Source organism: Ruegeria sp. ANG-R (assembly GCF_000813985.1).
Lineage (GTDB): Bacteria > Pseudomonadota > Alphaproteobacteria > Rhodobacterales > Rhodobacteraceae > Ruegeria.
In genome coordinates this window covers 79,193-97,523 of sequence record NZ_JWLJ01000011.1, presented here as the reverse complement: position 1 = coordinate 97,523, position 18,331 = coordinate 79,193, and the positions used below count along the sequence as shown (strand labels likewise).

The window sequence follows — 18,331 nt, the reverse complement described above, 5'->3', positions numbered from 1 at the left end:
GAAATTTGTCCTTTCTGCCGATACCGAAAAGTTGGGCTGGTATCAGTCTGTGCCAGAGCGCCCTTTGTAGAGATACAGATTGTCGGGCTTGGTCGCGGCGTCTTCGGTATATCCCAGCGCCGTTCTGGGATCGGATGCGGCGACGCCCGCAACGTCGCCTTTCTGCGGAATGCGCAACGGGCCGAGCGTGTGCAAATAGGCATCCGCCCCGCTGGTCCGGTCATAAACCGGGAAATCCGCCTCGCGGTCGCGGAAGCTTTTGAGAACCTGACCCAGACCTTTCAACCCGACCTCGCGCTGGCGGCGAACCTGATCCAGATCGATCTCGATGGGGAAAATATCTTCTTGACCTGCTGACTGGTGCAGCACAGTGGCCGACGGGTCGACGACCAGCGAGCGGCCCACGCCCCCGGCGGCCAGCCCGTTTACGTCGAACACATAGCATTGGAACTGCGCGGCGGTCGCCTTGGCGATCGACAGTTCGGCCTCGCGGTCGGTGGTGCCGGTCAGAACCGGGTGCAGCAGAACCTCGACCCCCTGACTGGTCAGGTGGCGAGTGGTTTCGGGGAACCAGATGTCATAGCAGATCGAAAGGCCAAAACGGCCCACATCCGGCACATCAAAGATGCAGAACTCGGTACCCGAAGCGATGTTCTGTTCATAGGGTTTGAACGGGAACATCTTGGAGTATTTCGAGACGATCTCACCTTCGGGGTTGATCACCACCGAGGTATTAAAAATCCGCCCGTCTTCGCGTTTCTCGAACATCGAGCCGGGGATCAGCCAAATCCCATAGCGCCGCGCCGCATCCTGAAAGCGCGACAGGTCGTCATTGGGAAAGGGCTGTGCAAAGCGGTCAAGCGGGCCATGAGGTGCCAACTCGCTGAACAGCGCCATCTGGGTCCAGGGGAACCGGGCCATCATGATGTCGATCCGATGCAGCATCGCGTCGACATTCGACTGCAACGCACCGACATGCATCTGGATTCCGGTTATCGCAAAAGGGGTCATTTTTTGTTTCTTCTCATTTTCTTGCCGATTGCGAATACCGTTGTTATCCGGCGTTCTTCATCGGAACACAAAACTGTGTGGTCACGCAAGCCCGCTATCCACAGGCCATGGTTTTCTATGGTTTTTGCCTTCATAGAGCCGCTTCCTCAGCGACGTCTTCTGCCAACGGTTCCACAAAATCTATGTCGTTGCGAACCCAGAAGAACCGAAATCCACAACTGCGCAACCATTTCTCGAGCCGATCAAGGCTGGACCACTCCCGCCGCAGCCCGCGCGTAGATTCGACCAGCGCCCATTGACCATCGACCAGAAAGTACACAGTCCAGGTATTGGGATGCGCCGAGTGGTTGGCAAAGCCGCCGCTGACCACCTCACGCGCCGTGCGTACGGCGACGGGGTAGTCACCGATGCGGTTCTCAGCTGCAAGAATGCCCAGATCGTTTTGACGGATCGTGAATGTGGGAAGGGGGGCGTCGCTCATGCAGCCTCGGTCTGTGTCGCGTCTATCAACGCCTTGCGCCGTTCGCTGATATCCGCTGGCTTCAGGTTTTCGACGCGCGTCGCCAACGTCCAGACATGCCCGAACGGATCGGCAATCGTTGCGCAGCGTTCGCCCCAATAGGTGTCCGTGGCCTCAGCGATCAGCCGGGCACCGTTTTCCAGCGCAGTCTCCAGAGTGGCGTCGGTGTCTTCGACATACATGTGATGGCCGACCGGCGTGACCGTACCCGGTATCATCGGACCATGCGCACCCCATCCGGCGGTGACAAACAGCATCGAGTTGCCGATCTTGATCGACGCAAAGCCGGGGGCCTCTTCCGCGTCATAGGCCTGAATTGTCGCACCAAAGGCGCTTTCGTAGAAAGCCAGCGCGGCATCGACATCGGCGACGGCAAGCGATGCGGTGCAGGTGCGATAGCCACGTGGCAAGGTGGCAGGCTTCTTTTTCATTCCGGTACTCTCCGAATTGGGCGGCTGTCGCCCTGGATTATCTGCAGGCATTTCCCGCACTATGCACCATACTGTGGATCAAACCAGAAGATACTGCAACACTATGATGCATAGTGCTGCAATTTCTGTCGGGATGCTCAGAATGTAGGCGGCGTGCAAGCGCTGACGATCCGGCAGACCTCAGGGCCGACCTGCCGGAATCTGTGTGGGGTGCGGCTGTCAAAGTAATATGCATCGCCGGGTCCAAGCACCTTACGCTGGTCACCGACCGTCACCTCGACCCGGCCCGAGATCACCACGCCTCCCTCTTCCGCCTCATGCCCATACATGACGCGACCGGTATCAGCCCCCAGATCATAGGTTTCCTGCAAGATCATCATCGCGCGCCCATGCAGATTCGAACCCACTTGCCGCAGCGAGAGTTGACCTTTGCCGATCTCGGTCAGCTCTTCGGCGGCGTAGAACACTGTCTGTTCGGGCTCGATCTCGAACGAGAAAAAGTCGGACATGCCAATCGGGATACCCTGCAGAATCCGACGCAGCGCACCAACCGAAGGGTTCATCTTGCCGGACTCGATCAACGAGATGGTCGAGTTCGGTACATCCGACTTTTTTGCCAGCGCCCGTTGCGACAGGCCCGCCCGTTCGCGCAGGGTGCGCAGGCGCAATCCGAGGGTCAGATCATCTTGGCTGGTGTTCTTCATGTTCAGTATCCGCAACACTTGAGGGGTGCGGGGACCGTAAATCAAGGGCTTATGATTCACAAGAAACAGGCTTTCGTCTGCCACGCCAACCACTACAGTCACGCGGTCAGACATACGGGCGCGGGTGCCCGATAACCGGAAAGGACGCAATATGCTGAACGCTCAGATTGCTGAACGCCGCAACACTTCGATCGCGCAGGGCGTGGGAATGCAAACACAGGTCTATGTGGACCGCGCCGTGAACTCTGAGGTCTGGGATGTCGAGGGCACGCGTTACATCGATTTCGCCGCAGGCATTGCCGTCGTAAACACTGGCCATTGCCACCCCAAAGTCATGGAAGCCGTACAGAAACAGGCAGCCAATTTCACCCATACCTGCCATCAGGTACTGCCCTACGAGAACTATATCCGTCTGGCCGAACGCCTGAACGAAAAGGTGCCGGGCGATTTCACCAAGAAGACCGTTTTTGTGACCACAGGTGCCGAGGCGGTCGAAAATGCCGTCAAGATCGCCCGTGCGGCAACGGGCCGCCCGGCTGTAGTTGCCTTTGGCGGTGCTTTTCACGGCCGCACCTTCATGGGCATGTCGCTGACCGGCAAGGTGCAGCCCTATAAGGCGGGCTTTGGGGCGATGATGCCCGACACCTATCACGTCCCGTTCCCGGTCGAGCTGCACGGCACCTCGGTCGAGGATTCGCTGGGCGCGCTGACCAAACTGTTCAAGGCCGATCTGGACCCGGGCCGTGTTGCCGCAATCATCATCGAGCCGGTTCAGGGCGAAGGTGGCTTCTACCCTGCGCCCGCTGAGCTGATGCGCGGCCTGCGTGCGCTTTGCGACGAGCACGGCATCGTTCTGATCGCCGACGAAGTTCAGACTGGCTTTGCCCGCACCGGCAACCTGTTCGCGATGGACGCCTATGATGTGGCTGCAGACATCACCACCATGGCCAAGGGACTGGCGGGCGGCCTGCCGCTGGCAGCTGTCACCGGACGTGCTGAGCTGATGGATGCCGCGCACCCGGGTGGTCTGGGTGGCACTTATGGTGGCAACCCGCTGGGGATCGCCGCCGCTCATGCAGTGATGGATGTGATCGAGGAAGAAGACCTGTGCACCCGCGCCAACGAGCTGGGCTCGCGCCTGAAACAGCGGCTGGAATCGATCCGTGCTCGCACACCCGAGATTGTGGACATCCGCGGCCCCGGCTTCATGATTGCAGCCGAGTTCAATACCACCGATGGCAGTGCCCCAAACCCGGAAATGGCGAACGCTGTACGCACTGAGGCACTGAAGCGTGGATTGATCCTGCTGACATGTGGCGTATATGGGAACGTAATTCGTTTCCTCGCACCACTAACGGTGCAAGACGAGATCTTCGCCGAGGCCATGGATATCCTCGAAGCCTCGGTCGACGCTGCCAAAGGAGCCTGAACATGCTGGATACCAAAGTGACCAAGCTGGAGCTGAAAGATCCCAGCCTTCTGGAAACCCGCGCCTATATCAACGGTGCATGGGTTGAAGGTGAGGCGACCTTTCCCGTTCACAACCCTGCCACCGGAGATCTGATCGCCAATGTGACGGATATCGACATCGAAGGCACTAAGCGCACCATCGATGCGGCTTACGCTGCAAAAAAAGAATGGGCTGCGCAGACCGGCAAGGAACGCGGCGCGATCCTACGCAAGTGGTACGATCTGATGGTCGAGAACGCCGACGATCTGGCCACGATCCTGACCGCCGAAATGGGCAAGCCCTGGGCTGAAGCGCGCGGCGAGATTCTGTATGGCGCATCGTTCATCGAGTGGTTCTCGGAAGAGGCTAAGCGCATCTATGGTGATGTGATCCCCGGTCACCAGCGCGACAAACGCATCGTGGTACTGAAACAGCCTGTGGGTGTGGTGGGATCGATCACACCATGGAACTTCCCCAACGCGATGATCGCGCGCAAGGTCGGCCCGGCGCTGGCCGTGGGCTGTACCTTTGTGGCGCGCCCAGCGACGCTGACGCCGCTTTCGGCGCTGGCGATGGCAGTACTGGGCGAACGTGCCGGTATCCCGGCAGGCGTGCTGAACGTGATCCCCGGCACCGACAGCTCAGGCGTAGGTAACGAGCTTTGCACCAACGACAAGGTAGCCAAGATCACCTTCACCGGTTCGACCCGTGTGGGTCAGATTCTGATGCGTCAGGCGGCGGGCACCATCAAGAAGATGTCGCTGGAACTGGGCGGCAATGCACCCTTCATCGTGTTCGACGACGCAGATGTGGACGCCGCTGTGGACGGTGCGATGATCGCCAAGTTCCGCAACAATGGTCAGACCTGCGTCTGCGCCAACCGCATCTATGTGCAGGCGGGTGTCTATGACGAGTTTGCTGCCAAGCTGGCAGAGAAGACCAAAGCCCTGAACGTTGGCAACGGCTTTGGTGATGGCATCACTACAGGCCCGCTGATCAACGACTCAGCGGTTGCCAAGGTCGAGGAACACATCTCGGACGCGGTATCCAAAGGTGCAACGGTCACATTGGGCGGTAAACGTTCGGCTCTGGGCGGGACATTCTTTGAACCCACCGTTCTGACCGGCGTGACCCGCGACATGGTTGTAGCAAAGGACGAAACATTTGGCCCTGTTGCGCCCCTGTTCAAGTTCGAAGAGGAAGACGACGTGGTTGCCATGGCCAATGATAGCGAGTTCGGTCTGGCCTCGTATTTCTACAGCCGTGATCTGGCACGTGTCTGGCGCGTGGCCGAGGCGCTTGAGTCTGGCATGGTGGGCGTCAACACCGGCCTGATCTCAACCGAAGTTGCCCCGTTCGGCGGTGTCAAACAATCGGGTCTGGGCCGAGAGGGTTCGAAATACGGGACCGAGGATTTCCTTGAGATCAAATATCTCTGCATGGGTGAAATTCAGTAATCACCCAATGCCTCGAAATTTTGACGCACTCGCAGCCCACTGCGGGTGCGTTTTTCGTTTCAGACCGATGCGTGCCCGCGCAGGCGGAACACAAAAGGCATCATGATCAACACCAGCGCAGCCGAGAAAAGGAACGGTGCGCCGGGCAGATAAGTGCCTTCGCCATCGACCGACGCCTGAAAGATGCCGGTCATCACCAAAGGCGACAGAACCGCAGCGACCGAAGACAGTGACGCGATGACCCCCTGCACAACGCCCTGCCGGTCTTCGTCCGCCTGGTTCGAGGCCATAGCCGTGATCAAGGCAGGCACGAGGTCGGACAGCGCGGCCAGCAGAATAAAGATGACAAGGGCCGTAACCGTTACGGTAAACCCAAAGCCGATCATTCCGACCAATGCCGATACCATCCCCAGCAGCAGGGTCCGGTAATCGCCGATCCAGCGAATGAAGACCGGCATCAGTCCGGCTTGGACGAAGGCCAACAGCACGCCGTATGCGGCCAGTGACAGGCCGATATACAGCGTGGACCAGCCAAACACCTCTCGTATCCAGAAGGCCCAGAGGGTCGGGTAGACCATGTTGGCAAATTCAAAGATGAAAATGCACAGCAGCGGCACTGCCAGCCCCGGAAAGCGGAAGGCGTCAAAGATCGATTTGAACGGGTTCAGGTCACGCTTGCCAAAGGGGCGGCGCTTTTCTGGTTTCAAACTTTCGGGCAGGACGAATACTCCGAACAGGGCGTTGGCGGCGGACAAGACCGCGGCAATCCAGAACGGCGCAGTGATGCTGATCCCGGCAGCGATGCCGCCGATGGCCGGGCCAAGCACAAACCCAATCCCGAAGGCCGCCCCGATCAGACCGAAATTCGCCGCCTTCTCAGTCGGTGAGGATATGTCAGCGATGTAAGCCGTTGCGGTGATATAGGTCGCCCCTGCAAGCCCCGCGAGCGTTCGCCCCAGAAGAAGCAGCCAGAAGCTGTCGGCCAAAGCCATGATGACATAGTCCAGTGCCAACATGGCCAGCGCCGCGATCAGGATCGGCCTGCGGCCAACCGCATCCGAAATGCTGCCCACGATAGGTCCGCACAGGAACAACGCTCCGGCATAAGCAGCCATCAACAGCCCGCCCCAAAAGGCACCTTGCCCGGTATCGCCTGCACCAACGCGTTCCATCAGATCGGGCATGATCGGGAACACGATGCCAATACCGATGGCATCGATCATCAGTGTGATCAGAATGAAGGTTATGGCGCGGCTTTTGAACATACCGCCCTATCGGACGAGTATGCTGATAAAGCAAGAGAAAAGGGCTGCGTGGTACAATTGTCCAGCAGCCCTTTTCCAGTTCATGATTATTGGCCCAAAGCCACGCCTTCGCGACGCGGATCAGCGGCGCCGATCAGCTGCCCGTCCTTGATCAGGATGGCATGCAACCCGCTGTTGAGATCGACTTCTTTCACCTCATGCCCTTTGGCGGTCAGAGCATCTGCGAACTCGGCAGCGGATGTTCCCTGCTCCAGATCCATCGAAGACCCGTTGCGGTGCACGAAATGCCCCGTTTCGATGGCATCCTGCGGGTCCATCTCCCAGTCCACGATCGCGATGATCGTTTTGGCCACATAGTTGATGATGCGGCTGCCACCGGGGGAACCGATCAGCAGATAGGGCGCGCCATCCTTCATCACGATGGTTGGCGACATCGAGCTGCGAGGGCGTTTGCCACCCTCAACGCGGTTGGCCACCAAACGGTCGCCATCCTTTGGTGCGCGGTCAAAATCGGTGAGTTCGTTGTTCAGCAGGAATCCCCGCACGAAAACCCGGCTGCCAAAGGCGGTCTCGATGGTGGTCGTCATCGACAGCGCGTTACCATACTGGTCACGGATCACGATGTGGCTTGTGCCGGGGCGATCGGGGTTTTGGGACGGTGCAAACAGGGCGGTGTGATCGCGGGGCGGCTCACCCGCCTGACGCTTCTCGCTGGCCGCAGAGGGGTCGATCATCTCGGAGCGCAGCTTCAGATAGTCCGTGTCCAGCAGACCCTTGACCGGCACATCGACAAAATCGCTGTCGGCCATGTAAAGTGCGCGGTCCGCATAGGCCAGCTTGGCGGCCTCGGCATAGAGATGCGCCATCTCGGCATTCCAGCCGGTGCCCTTGAGGTCAAAATTGCTCAGAATCCCGAGAATTTGCCCTACGGTCAGACCACCCGAGGTCGGCGGGCCCATGCCGCAGACGTCATAATCCCGATATTCCGCGCAGACGGCGGGGCGGATTTTAACCCGGTAAGCGGCCATATCCTCAAGCGTGATGTTGTTTTCAACCTTCGACGTCGCATCGACGGCAGCCACGATATCCTCGGCAATTGGGCCGCTATAAAAGGCGCCCGCCCCCTGATCGGCCAAGTTGCGGAGGGTTTGCGCGAATTCCGGGTTCTTCAGCAAAGTCCCGGCTTGTAGCGGAGTACCATCTTTGTTGAAGAAATACGCTCTGGCCGCCGGGAAGACGCCGACAGATCGATCGCGTTCAACCGTACTCAGGATCGAGTTTGCCATGCGGGGCGAGACCTCGAACCCCTGCTCGGCCTGTTCGATGGTGGATTGGAACAGCGACGCCCAGTCCTTTTTGCCATAGAGATTGTGCGTCACCTCCATCAGGCGCAGGATGCCGGGCACGCCGACGGCCTGACCACCCGATATGGCCTCGGTCCACGGCATCTTCTCGCCATCTGGCAACAGAAAGCGTTCGGGCGTGGCATTGGCGGGTGCCTTCTCGCGCGCGTCGAATGTCGTCAGTGTCCTGGATGAGGCATCCCAGTACAGCAGGAAGGCGCCGCCACCGATCCCCGAGGATTGCGGCTCGACCAGATTGAGCATCAGCTGAACCGCGATCATCGCATCGGCTGCAGTGCCGCCCGCAGCCAGCACGTCATATCCGGCTTGTGCGGCAATGGGATTGGCGGCGGACACCATGAAATCCGTGCCTGTCACCGAGTTCTTATCTTCCCAACCATAGCCGTATTCCGGCGCGGGGTCCTGCGCACTGGCCGCGCAGGCGATAATACCCAGCGCCAAAGCGGCGCCGGTTGTCATGAACGTCTTCATCATAGAAATCTCCCGGTAAGGGTCTGCGTGATCGGCTACTGAGTAACGAAGGTCAAATGGCAGACTCTCAGCTTAAATCCGATCGACTTACCGCACAACATATACTGACGTGTGCGAATGCCTTACGACCCGCGCCGCATTCGGACCAAGCAAATAATCCTTCAAATCAGGCTTATGCGCACCGATCACGATAAGGTCCGAGCCCGCACCTTCCGCGGTTTTGAGGATCTCCTGATACGCGCTGCCGGTGGCCACCACATGACGGATCTTGGCGTTACGCTCTTCCCCCAGTGTGGCGGCGCAGAGGGCGACCAGCTTTTCATGAGCCTCTTCAATCACCTTTTCGTGGTGGTGGGGCTCGAAGAAACTGCTGACGAACCCCTCTCCATAATCGGGCGTCACCGTCACCACATCCAGCCGCGCGCCATCCATTTCGGCCAGCGCTGCGGCGCGTTCTAGGACAGCAACATCAAGATCGCCATTGCTGATATCCACGGCGCACAGAATAGCTTTGGTCATGCGGGTTCTCCCTGTTTTGCGGCGCGGCCGCGCTGGAGGAAGGCGACAAGACCCAACAGGATCAGCGCCGGGATGAAGATCAGCTCTTTCGGGGGCTGGCTCTGCGGGGCCTGAACGCTGGTGATGCGCACAGCCTCATCGGCATAATAGTCGAACATATCCAGCTCGTCCGCGACCGGTGTGCCAAACAGAGGCTCGTCCAGTTTGACCAGACCATCTTCATCCAGCGTGATCAGACCCAGAGCGTCGACGCGCGCCGTACCATCGGCCCCATCCGGGATAGTGAGCACAACAGTGGTCTCGGTCATGTTGCCGGTGTCGAAATCCGGACCCTCAACTTCGATCCGCATGGTGCTTCCGGGAGCAGCCTCACCCACGGCCTGCGTCAGCTGTGCCGGTTCGATCTGCGCAAAGGGCGGCGCGATGCGATTCATGAAGAAATCCGGGCGGAACAGCGCAAAGGCGATCAGGATCAGCGCGACGCTTTCATAAATCCGGTTCTTGGTCAGGAACCAGCCCATGGTGCCGGCGGTGAAGATCAGGATCGCGATGGTGGCGGAGATGGCCACCAGAATACCTTGTATCCAGCCCACATCGATCAGCAGAAGATCGGTGTTGAAGATGAACACAAACGGCAGTGCCACGGTGCGCAGAGAATAGAAGAAGGCGGTGAAGCCTGTCTTGATCGCATCCCCACCCGACACAGCGGCGGCGGCAAAGCTCGCAAGCCCCACAGGTGGCGTCACATCGGCCATGATGCCAAAGTAGAACACGAACAGATGCACCGCGATCAGCGGGACGATCAGACCATCCTGCGCGCCCAACTCGACAACCACACCCGCCATCAGCGAGCTGACGACAATATAGTTCGCCGTGGTCGGCAGGCCCATGCCCAGAATGAGGCTCAGCAGACCCACCAGCGCCAGCATGGCGATCAGGTTGCCGCCTGACAGGAACTCGACCAGATCGGCCATCACTTGGCCCACACCTGTAAGCGTCACGGTGCCCACGATCACACCCGCGGTGGCGGTGGCCAGCGCGATACCGATCATGTTGCGCGCGCCATCGATCAGACCGTTCCACAGATCGGCGACACCGGCCATAAAGGCATTGGCAGTGTCACTCTCACCCCGGAAGATAGACTTGAGCGGCTTCTGCGTCAGCAGGATCACAAACAGCAGCGAAGTCGCCCAGAAGGCCGATAGGCCAGGCGATTTCTGCTCGATCATCAGGAAATAGACCAACACGATGATCGGCAGCAGGTAATGCAGGCCGGCCTTGTAGATTTCGGCGATCACCGGCAGCTCGATCTCTTTGGCGTTGGGATCATCGGGGACCAGATCCTCGACCCCCGAGGCCAGTTTCAGCAGGAACAGATAGGCCAGCACGATCAGAGCCGACAGGACCAGACCCGACGCATCGGGCATGAGCGCTATGATCGCCTTGATCGGGTACTGGATGCCATAACACAGCCCGGCAAAGCCCACGAAGAACAGCGCCATTCCACCGATTGTGCGGCCCATCGACACGACGCGGTCGCCCAGCGTCGGCATGTTCCGCTTAACGGCTTCTAGGTGCACGATGTAGACCAGCGCGATGTACGAGATCGCGGCGGGCAGGAAGGCGTGGGTGATCACCTCGACATAGGAGATGCCGACATATTCCACCATCAGGAAGGCAGCAGCGCCCATCACCGGCGGCATGATCTGGCCGTTCACGGATGAGGCGACCTCGACCGAACCCGCCTGTTCGCTGGAAAAGCCCACCCGCTTCATCAGCGGGATGGTGAAGGTCCCGGTCGTCACAACGTTCGCAATCGAAGAACCCGAGATCAGACCGGTCGCCGCAGAGCCGACCACAGCCGCCTTGGCCGGGCCACCGCGCAGGTGCCCCAGTGCGCCAAAGGCCATCTTGATAAAGTAGTTGCCCGCGCCTGCCTTATCGAGCAGCGCGCCAAACAGAACAAAGAGGAAGACGAACTTGGTCGACACGCCCAGGGCGATGCCAAAGACGCCCTCGGAGGTGATCCACATATGGCTCATCGCCTTTTGCAGGCTTGCGCCTTTCCAGCGGATTACCTCGGGTACCCATTCGGACGAGCCGAAGAAGACATAGGCCAGAAAGATCGTTGCGATGATCGCCATCGCGGGGCCAAGCGCGCGACGCGCGGCTTCAAACAGCAGCAGCAGGCCAACAAGGGCAAACCATTTGTCGGTGTCGTCCGCAAGGCCGCCCGCATCAACGATCTTTTGGTAGAAGAAATAACCGTACAGCGCCAGAAACGCGCCGACGACGCCCATGATCCAGTCCTGAATCGGGATGTAATCCCGCGGGCTGGATTTGAGCGCCGGATAGGCCGAAAAGGCCAGAAACATCGCGAAGGCAAGGTGAAACTGACGCGCGTTGTTCACCACACTGCCCGGCAGCACATAGTTCGATATCGGAGACGCCAGCACCACCTGAAACACCGACCACAACACGGCAACAATCGCCAGAAACAGCCCCACTTTCCCTGCTGGATTGCGCGCACCCGCATCAGACGAGGCGACCAGATCCTGAAGCTCTTCTTCGGATAAAGGGCGATTGCCCTGCGTGTCGGAACTCATACTGAAATCTCCCTGTCCTTGGCCCTGGTTTTTGCGGCCTTCTTGTCACCGGTTTGCCCCGGATGTGAATCGGGGCGCCCGAAACAGGGCGCCCCGCGTCAGGTCTGGTTTACTGAATCCAGCCTTTTTCTTTGTAGTATTTCTCGGCACCCGGATGCAGCGGCGCCGACAGGCCGTCCGCGATCATCTCCTCCGGCTTGAGGTTGGCGAATGCCGGGTGCAGCTTTTTGAAGTCATCGAAGTTCTCGAAAACCGAGCTGACAACCGCATAGACCGCATCGTCCGACACGTCTGCCGAGGTCACGAAGGTCGCGCCAACACCAAAGGTCTGGGTATCACCATCTGAACCGCGATACATGCCGCCGGGGATGGTCGCCGTACGGTAGAACGAGTTGTCGTCCACCAGCTTGTTAACCGCGTCGCCGCTGACGTTCACCAGAACCGAGTCGCAGGCGGTGGTTGCCTCCTGGATCGAGCCCGAGGGGTGACCAACGGTGTAGACCATCGCGTCGATCTGGTTGTCGCACAGAGCTGCCGACTGTTCAGCCGCCTTCAGCTCGGTCGCCAGTTCGAAATCATCGGTGGTCCAGCCCATCTCGCCCAGCAGAACCTCCATGGTGCCGCGCTGACCGGAACCGGGGTTGCCGATATTGACGCGCTTGCCTTTCAGATCTTCGAAGTTGGTGATGCCGGAATCGGCACGCGCCACAACGGTGAACGGCTCGGGGTGTACCGAGAACACGGCACGCAGGTTCTCGAACGGGCCGGCTTCTTCGAATTTCGAGCTGCCGTTGAAAGCGTGGTACTGCCAGTCCGACTGTGCCACCCCAAACTCAAGCTCGCCTTCGCGAATGGTGTTGATGTTGTAAACCGACCCCCCAGTCGACTCCACCGAACACCGGACCCCGTGTTCTTTCCGGCCCTTGTTGACCAGACGGCAGATCGCGCCACCCGTCGGGTAATAGACACCCGTGACTCCGCCAGTTCCGATCGTGATAAATTCTTCTGCATATGCCGCTGGTGCCATCAGGGCCGCCGCGGCAAATGCGGTGATTGAGGTTTTCTTGAACACTTTGACACTCCTGTTGTCAGTCTTCTTTGATCTGTGGGGCGCCCGAAACCTTTCAGAACACAACAGAAAAAATCGCACTGGAATCAGGCCCCCCGATGGTAAAGAGGAAAGCGAAACCAAACAGCAGGTGTCTATACGGTAGATTACGTATAGGCTTGGATTCGAAGATAGGGGAACAAGGGTAACTGATCACATTCTGTGGCTGTGGTACCGACCCGTGCAGAAGGTCGTTTGGGCAAGAATTGAACTACGCAGGGCAACAAGAAATACGTCAGGATCAAACTGAGCCCGCCCGCAGGCGCAGGTCGTTGCGCGCCACGCTTGCGTTGTGTTTGGGCGGGCTGCAGTTCCTTGCCATCCTGTCGGTGATCCTGTCGACCTTTGTCAGCTCGGAAGACGCACTGCTGCGGCAATCGCGAAATTCGCTGACCGAGGTCAGCGTCAATGTCATCGGTCAGGTCAAAAGCTTTCTGAACCCGGCGCGGCAGGCGCTGGACGCCACAAGGCGGCTTGCCGAAAACGACGTGCTGGACATCAGCGATCCTGCCGTATTGGAAAGCCATTTTTTTCAGCAGCTACAGGTCGCGCCGCAGCTTGCCGGGATGTATCTGGCGGACGAGACCGGGCGGTTCGTCTATGTCATGCGCTCGGAAGAACCCGGGCGCTATCGCACCAAGTTCGTTCCTCCGTTCCCCCCCGGCACCGAAGAACACCCGGCCGATTTTCAATGGCGCAACGATCAGTTCACCCTGCTTGAAACGACCACCACCCGGACCGACACCTATGAGGCGCGTACACGGCCTTGGTTCAGGATGGTGTCCGAGACCAAAGCGCCGATCTGGACCGAACCCTATATCTTCTTCACGACGCGACAGCCGGGGCTCACCTATGGCGTGCCGATCCTGGACGAGGACGGGGATATCCGGGCAATTCTGGGCATTGATATCCAGATCGACGCCCTGTCGGGGTTCTTGCTGGACATCTGGTCCGAACGGCGCGGTGCGGCGCTGGTTCTGAACGAAGATGGCGCCGTATTGGCACATCCGACGCTGGTGCTGATCCGGCAGGAAGCCCATATGGAAGCGCCCGAGCTGACACGGGTGGATCAAATCGCCGACCCCATTGCACAAAAGGCGTTCGGGGACGTGGTGCAAACCGGCCTCAGCGACGCCCAGGGTCCGGTCCACACGGATTTCCAGCTGAACGGTCAGGACTATGTGGCGATGCTGATCGAGGTGTCAGAGCCGGGACTGCGCTGGTTGATCGGCCTGTATGCGGCCGAGGACAACTTTATCGGCGAGATCAAGAAAAACCGGACACAAGGCGTCTGGATCGCGCTGGCCATCGCCATTCTGACCGGTGCGATCGGGCTGGCCATGGCAGACCGGATCTACGCCCCGGTGCGCACCTTTGCCAGCCAGAGCCAGCAACTGTCCAGCGGAGAGATCACACCGGAAGAGGGCCTGCACAGCCCCTATCGCGAACTGGAAGATACCGGCGCGGCACTGGCGCAGGAGGTGCGGCAACGGCAACGGTTCGAGACCGCCTATGGCCGCACCTTCGATCTGGCCTCGCGCGGGATGGCGCAGATTTCTCCGGAAACGGGGCGGTTCCAGCGGGTTAACGAGCAACTGTGCGATATCATGGGATATCGGCCGGATGAGCTGGAAAAGATGACGCTGGCCGACATTCTGCCTGAAGACGGGCAACAGATCGCGGTCAAGTTCCGCGAAACTCTGCTGCAGGATTCCGAATTCATCGCGGAAAACCAGTTTATCCGAAAAGACGGGTCACCGATATGGCTCAGGGTCAATGCAATCCTGATCCGGGACGAAAACGGCGTTCCCGATCACGCCGTTGCCATTGTCGATGATGTAAGCGACCGGAAAAAAGCCGAAGACGAAGCGGGCCGCCTCAGCCGCGATCTGTCCCATGTCGCGCGGGTCAATCTGATGGGCGAGATGGCCTCGGGGTTGGCGCATGAGCTGAACCAGCCGCTCAGCGCGATTTCCTATAACGTCGACGCGGCGAAGATCACCCTGGATGAAATCGGCGACCCCGACCCTGAGCTGACCGAGATCCTCTCGGATATCGACCGTCAGTCGCGCCGCGCCGGGGATATCATCCGCGCCCTGCGCGAGGTGATCCGTAAGGATCGCGGGCGTCAGGCCCCGTTTGAACTGAACGGGCTGATCCGGCAAACCGTCAGCCTGATGGACTCCGAGGCAAAGATACACGAGATCAAGCTGCATTATGATGAAACCGAACTTCCTTTCGTCACAGGCAACCGAACACAGATCGCGCAGGTTCTGGTCAATCTGCTGCGCAACGCAATCGACGCGCTGGCCCGTGATCCGATCGCAGGGGGCCGGATCGCCATCACCACAAGGGTTACCGATGAACTTGTCGAGGTGCGCGTCGAGGATAACGGGCCGGGCGTCAGCGATGATGTCACCTTGTTCGACACATTCGATACTCAGAAGGCGGACGGTATGGGTCTGGGCCTGTCCATATGCAGAACCATCATCAAGGCCAATGACGGCACGATATGGTATGAACCCACCGAAACATCCGGTGCGCGTTTCTGTTTTACGCTGCGCCGCAGTGACCAGCCTGGGGGAGAGCGGGAATGACGTCTGAGTCGCTGGTCGTCTTTATCGTCGACGACGATGAGGATGTACGCATCGCCCTGTCACGATCACTCAGCAAACGCGGTATGCGTGTCGAGCACTTTGCAGACGCTCAGGCATTTCTGAATCAGGTGCATGAGGACGCAAAAGGCTGCTTGATCCTGGATTACGGGATGCCCGGCATGGACGGGCTGGAGCTGCAGGACCATCTGAACCGGCAGGGCTCGACCATTCCGGTCATTTTCATATCGGGGCATGGGGGCATTCCGGAATCAGTGCGCGCCACAAAAGCGGGTGCGATCGATTTTCTGGAAAAACCATTCGATCTGGCAGTGTTGATCGAGCGGATACAGGCCGCGTTCGAAGTTGGCGCACAACTGCGCAGCGACAAGGCGCGACGTAAGATGCTTGCCGACAAACGCGGCCTTTTGACCGAGCGCGAAGAACAGGTTTTGCAGCATATATTGACCCACCCCGCGCGCACCTCGAGCAAAGAGATTGCCGCAGAACTGGGTATCAGCCCCCGTACCGTGGAAATTCACCGGGGACGCATTCAGCAGAAGGTCGGGGTAAAAACCACGATCGAACTTTATGAACTGTTCGGACAGATGCAATGATCGCAAGCCTGATGATGTACGCCCGCCCTCAGCTCGATCAGGCACATCAGCGATACTGGAAACTGATCCGGGACAATCTGGACCGCGCGGGGATCGATTGCCCTGAGCATCTGTCACAGGATGCCGAAGAGTTTTATGTTTGGCGTCACCCGGACCTGGTTCTGAGCCAAACCTGCGGTATGCCCTACCGGACATGGCTGCACGATCAGGTCTCACTGGTCGGAACGCCTGATTACGGTCTCGAAGGGTGTCCGCCCGGCTTTTATCGCAGCGCTCTCGTCGTCCGCGCCGATGACCCGCGCGATGATCTGGCTGCGTTTCGGGATGCGATATTTGCCTACAACCAGACCTTTTCGCAATCCGGCTATGCCGCACCCTATTGGCACCTTGAGCCACACGGGTTCTGGTTCGAAAATCGCGTGCAAACCGAGGGGCATCTGAGATCGGCGCAGGCCGTTGCCGAAGGTCGTGCTGATATTGCCGCGTTGGATGCGGTCTCATGGCGCTTGATGTGCGCCCATGAGAGCTTCGCCTCGGATCTGCGTGTGCTGGACTGGACAAAGCCCACGCCGGGACTGCCCCTGATCACCGCACAGGGGAACGATCCGGCGGCGATCTTTGAAGCTGTCCAGTCGGGCATCGAACAACTCGATCCGTCGGACCGGAAAGCTCTTGGGCTGAGAGGGGTCGTGCGGATACCCGAAGAGTCATATCTCGCAGTACCAAACCCTCCTGAACACGCCTGATTTCATGGTGTAACAACCGGCTTCGGTGCTTTGCACAGTTCCCAAATGCACCGAACATGCCCGGTATCGGTCCTCGACAGAGTGGCTCGTTACGAGACGGTTTGCTCCGAGACCACTTCTCCGAACTTGGTGAAAAACTTGCCCGAAAGCTTCTTGGCTGTCCCAGCAATCAATCGACTGCCCAATTGCGCAATCTTGCCGCCGATATCGACCTTGGCGGTGTACTTGAGGATGGTCTCGTCCCCATCTTCTGTCAGGGTCACATCCGCTCCGCCTTTGGCAAAACCGGCAGCACCCCCTTTGCCTTCGCCCATCAGCGAAAACCCGTCTGGCGCGTTCGACGTATCCAGCGTGACCTCACCCGCGAACTTCGCCTTAACGGGTCCGATTTTCAGCACGACCTTGGCCTCGAGCTGATCCGGACTTGCCTGAGTCAGTTCTTCACAACCCGGGATACACTCGCGCAATACATCCACGTTATTCAGCGCTTGGTAAACGACATCGCGCGGGGCGCTGATGCGGATTTCGTCACTTAGTTCCATTCCTGTTTCCTTTTGATCAACAACATCTTGGATAGACGCGTAGCGCCTCTTCCGTTGCTTCTTTTGCGCTCAGTTCCGGACGAGCCGGCCAAAAGCGTCGTATCCAGCTACGCCATTTTTTCGTCATCACAGCTCTCCTTTGAGGTATCAGTGTTTCGCCAGCGCACGATCTCGGCCAGGATGGAAAGCGCGATCTCATGAGGATCGACCGCATGAATATCCAGCCCCGCAGGCGCCTTAAGCTGCGCAGCCCGGCCTTCTTCCATTCCGCGCTCGATCAGCTTTTCACACAGCACCTTGGCCTTGCGTCGACTGGCCACCATGGACACGCGGCGTGACGAAGACTCCAAAGCCGCTTTTAACGCCGGGCCATCCCCATTGCCTTGCGACGCAACAACAACGAAATCTCTGGGTTCAAGACCCAGCGCAGGTAAATCATCCGGATCAAATCCGACCTGATCAGGTTCTTCTGCCCCCCTTGGCACGCAGACACGCAAACCTGCCAGGGTTGCGTGCGCAGCTAACGCCGACGCGATCGGCGAGTCACCAAAAATCACCAATCTCGGCGCGTGCTGATAGGGTTCAACCAACAGGTCCACGGTCCCACCGCTGGGACAGCCGCTTTTATAAGTCTGCACGCCGTCAGGGTCCGTCATGGCCACCACCTTGTCCGAAGGTTTCACGCGGATGATGTCTGGTTGGCCGCTCTCAAGCGCGGCCTTGGCAGATGCCCTGACTGCCCGCTGAACGCAGGCCCCGCCGAGATGTCCCAATATTCGGCCATCTCGTGTAATCGCCGCCTTGGCCCCAGCCTTTGCCGAGGTCACATCCGCAGTGCGCAACACAGTGGCGACACAGAAACTGTCCCCGCTCTGGCGCAGATTTTCGATTGTGTCGAATATGTCGAAACCGGGCATGAGGGTTCC

General features: G+C 59.1%; 16 protein-coding genes. 5 read left to right on the top strand and 11 right to left on the bottom strand.

All coding sequences use genetic code 11. The features are described from left to right. Nucleotides 1–42: 42 nt before the first annotated feature. The 4 genes from RA27_RS18795 to RA27_RS18780 form a co-directional block, all read right to left on the bottom strand. Nucleotides 43–1,011: a carbon-nitrogen hydrolase family protein gene (locus RA27_RS18795; protein WP_039542739.1), complete on the bottom strand. Its 969-nt coding sequence runs from the start codon at nucleotides 1,009–1,011 to the stop codon at nucleotides 43–45. 130 nt (nucleotides 1,012–1,141) lie between these two features. Further along, nucleotides 1,142–1,492, bottom strand: coding sequence for a hypothetical protein (locus RA27_RS18790; RefSeq protein WP_039542737.1), 351 nt, complete (start codon nucleotides 1,490–1,492; stop codon nucleotides 1,142–1,144). Further along, complete coding sequence (locus RA27_RS18785; RefSeq protein ID WP_039542734.1) at nucleotides 1,489–1,962, bottom strand: VOC family protein; 474 nt, start codon at nucleotides 1,960–1,962, stop codon at nucleotides 1,489–1,491. Before RA27_RS18785 ends, RA27_RS18790 begins: the two co-directional genes overlap by 4 nt. Before the next feature lie 137 nt (nucleotides 1,963–2,099). After that, complete coding sequence (locus RA27_RS18780) at nucleotides 2,100–2,666, bottom strand: cupin domain-containing protein (RefSeq protein WP_039543193.1); 567 nt, start codon at nucleotides 2,664–2,666, stop codon at nucleotides 2,100–2,102. Between the two features lie 151 nt (nucleotides 2,667–2,817). On the opposite strand from RA27_RS18780, the gene RA27_RS18775 reads away from it, so the two are divergent. Both RA27_RS18775 and RA27_RS18770 read left to right on the top strand, forming a co-directional pair. Then, the gene (locus RA27_RS18775; protein ID WP_039542731.1) at nucleotides 2,818–4,095 is read left to right on the top strand and encodes a 4-aminobutyrate--2-oxoglutarate transaminase; all 1,278 of its coding nucleotides are present in this window, start codon (nucleotides 2,818–2,820) and stop codon (nucleotides 4,093–4,095) included. Between the two features lie 2 nt (nucleotides 4,096–4,097). Next, nucleotides 4,098–5,573, top strand: a complete 1,476-nt coding sequence (locus RA27_RS18770; RefSeq protein ID WP_039542728.1) for an NAD-dependent succinate-semialdehyde dehydrogenase — start codon at nucleotides 4,098–4,100, stop codon at nucleotides 5,571–5,573. A 59-nt stretch (nucleotides 5,574–5,632) separates the two neighbouring features. Here RA27_RS18770 and RA27_RS18765 read toward each other — a convergent pair whose 3' ends face one another. The 5 genes from RA27_RS18765 to RA27_RS18745 form a co-directional block, all read right to left on the bottom strand. Then, complete coding sequence (locus RA27_RS18765) at nucleotides 5,633–6,838, bottom strand: tetracycline resistance MFS efflux pump (protein ID WP_039542725.1); 1,206 nt, start codon at nucleotides 6,836–6,838, stop codon at nucleotides 5,633–5,635. A gap of 86 nt (nucleotides 6,839–6,924) precedes the next feature. After that, nucleotides 6,925–8,676: a gamma-glutamyltransferase gene (ggt, locus tag RA27_RS18760; RefSeq protein WP_039542724.1), complete on the bottom strand. Its 1,752-nt coding sequence runs from the start codon at nucleotides 8,674–8,676 to the stop codon at nucleotides 6,925–6,927. Between the two features lie 84 nt (nucleotides 8,677–8,760). Continuing rightward, nucleotides 8,761–9,192: a universal stress protein gene (locus RA27_RS18755; RefSeq protein WP_039542721.1), complete on the bottom strand. Its 432-nt coding sequence runs from the start codon at nucleotides 9,190–9,192 to the stop codon at nucleotides 8,761–8,763. Continuing rightward, the gene (locus RA27_RS18750) at nucleotides 9,189–11,798 is read right to left on the bottom strand and encodes a TRAP transporter permease (protein WP_039542719.1); all 2,610 of its coding nucleotides are present in this window, start codon (nucleotides 11,796–11,798) and stop codon (nucleotides 9,189–9,191) included. The genes RA27_RS18755 and RA27_RS18750 overlap by 4 nt, the downstream gene beginning before the upstream one ends. A 109-nt stretch (nucleotides 11,799–11,907) precedes the next feature. Then, nucleotides 11,908–12,870, bottom strand: a complete 963-nt coding sequence (locus tag RA27_RS18745; RefSeq protein ID WP_039542716.1) for a TAXI family TRAP transporter solute-binding subunit — start codon at nucleotides 12,868–12,870, stop codon at nucleotides 11,908–11,910. Between the two features lie 308 nt (nucleotides 12,871–13,178). Between RA27_RS18745 and RA27_RS18740 the strand changes: the two genes are divergently transcribed. The 3 genes from RA27_RS18740 to RA27_RS18730 are packed head-to-tail and all read left to right on the top strand — an operon-like array spanning nucleotide 13,179 to nucleotide 16,863. Next, complete coding sequence (locus tag RA27_RS18740) at nucleotides 13,179–15,503, top strand: ATP-binding protein (RefSeq protein WP_241484111.1); 2,325 nt, start codon at nucleotides 13,179–13,181, stop codon at nucleotides 15,501–15,503. Further along, a complete protein-coding gene (locus tag RA27_RS18735) occupies nucleotides 15,500–16,117 on the top strand; it encodes a response regulator (RefSeq protein ID WP_039542712.1) in 618 nt (205 codons plus the stop codon). Before RA27_RS18740 ends, RA27_RS18735 begins: the two co-directional genes overlap by 4 nt. Next, complete coding sequence (locus RA27_RS18730; protein WP_039542709.1) at nucleotides 16,114–16,863, top strand: PhnD/SsuA/transferrin family substrate-binding protein; 750 nt, start codon at nucleotides 16,114–16,116, stop codon at nucleotides 16,861–16,863. The genes RA27_RS18735 and RA27_RS18730 overlap by 4 nt, the downstream gene beginning before the upstream one ends. A gap of 89 nt (nucleotides 16,864–16,952) precedes the next feature. Here RA27_RS18730 and RA27_RS18725 read toward each other — a convergent pair whose 3' ends face one another. Beyond that, entirely contained in the window at nucleotides 16,953–17,405 is a 453-nt protein-coding gene (locus tag RA27_RS18725; RefSeq protein ID WP_039542706.1) for a carbon monoxide dehydrogenase subunit G, read from the bottom strand. Nucleotides 17,406–17,512: 107 nt separating this feature from the next. Beyond that, a complete protein-coding gene (locus RA27_RS18720; protein WP_039542703.1) occupies nucleotides 17,513–18,322 on the bottom strand; it encodes an XdhC family protein in 810 nt (269 codons plus the stop codon). Nucleotides 18,323–18,331: the final 9 nt, after the last annotated feature.

Coding starts and splice junctions, on each gene's coding strand:
- RA27_RS18770 (WP_039542728.1), top strand. CDS start 4,098: ATGCTGGATACCAAAGTGACCAAGCTGGAGCTGAAAGATCCCAGCCTT.
- RA27_RS18735 (WP_039542712.1), top strand. CDS start 15,500: ATGACGTCTGAGTCGCTGGTCGTCTTTATCGTCGACGACGATGAGGAT.
- RA27_RS18795 (WP_039542739.1), bottom strand. CDS start 1,011: ATGACCCCTTTTGCGATAACCGGAATCCAGATGCATGTCGGTGCGTTG.
- RA27_RS18725 (WP_039542706.1), bottom strand. CDS start 17,405: ATGGAACTAAGTGACGAAATCCGCATCAGCGCCCCGCGCGATGTCGTT.
- RA27_RS18780 (WP_039543193.1), bottom strand. CDS start 2,666: ATGAAGAACACCAGCCAAGATGATCTGACCCTCGGATTGCGCCTGCGC.
- RA27_RS18765 (WP_039542725.1), bottom strand. CDS start 6,838: ATGTTCAAAAGCCGCGCCATAACCTTCATTCTGATCACACTGATGATC.
- RA27_RS18730 (WP_039542709.1), top strand. CDS start 16,114: ATGATCGCAAGCCTGATGATGTACGCCCGCCCTCAGCTCGATCAGGCA.
- RA27_RS18775 (WP_039542731.1), top strand. CDS start 2,818: ATGCTGAACGCTCAGATTGCTGAACGCCGCAACACTTCGATCGCGCAG.
- RA27_RS18790 (WP_039542737.1), bottom strand. CDS start 1,492: ATGAGCGACGCCCCCCTTCCCACATTCACGATCCGTCAAAACGATCTG.
- RA27_RS18750 (WP_039542719.1), bottom strand. CDS start 11,798: ATGAGTTCCGACACGCAGGGCAATCGCCCTTTATCCGAAGAAGAGCTT.
- RA27_RS18785 (WP_039542734.1), bottom strand. CDS start 1,962: ATGAAAAAGAAGCCTGCCACCTTGCCACGTGGCTATCGCACCTGCACC.
- ggt (WP_039542724.1), bottom strand. CDS start 8,676: ATGATGAAGACGTTCATGACAACCGGCGCCGCTTTGGCGCTGGGTATT.
- RA27_RS18755 (WP_039542721.1), bottom strand. CDS start 9,192: ATGACCAAAGCTATTCTGTGCGCCGTGGATATCAGCAATGGCGATCTT.
- RA27_RS18720 (WP_039542703.1), bottom strand. CDS start 18,322: ATGCCCGGTTTCGACATATTCGACACAATCGAAAATCTGCGCCAGAGC.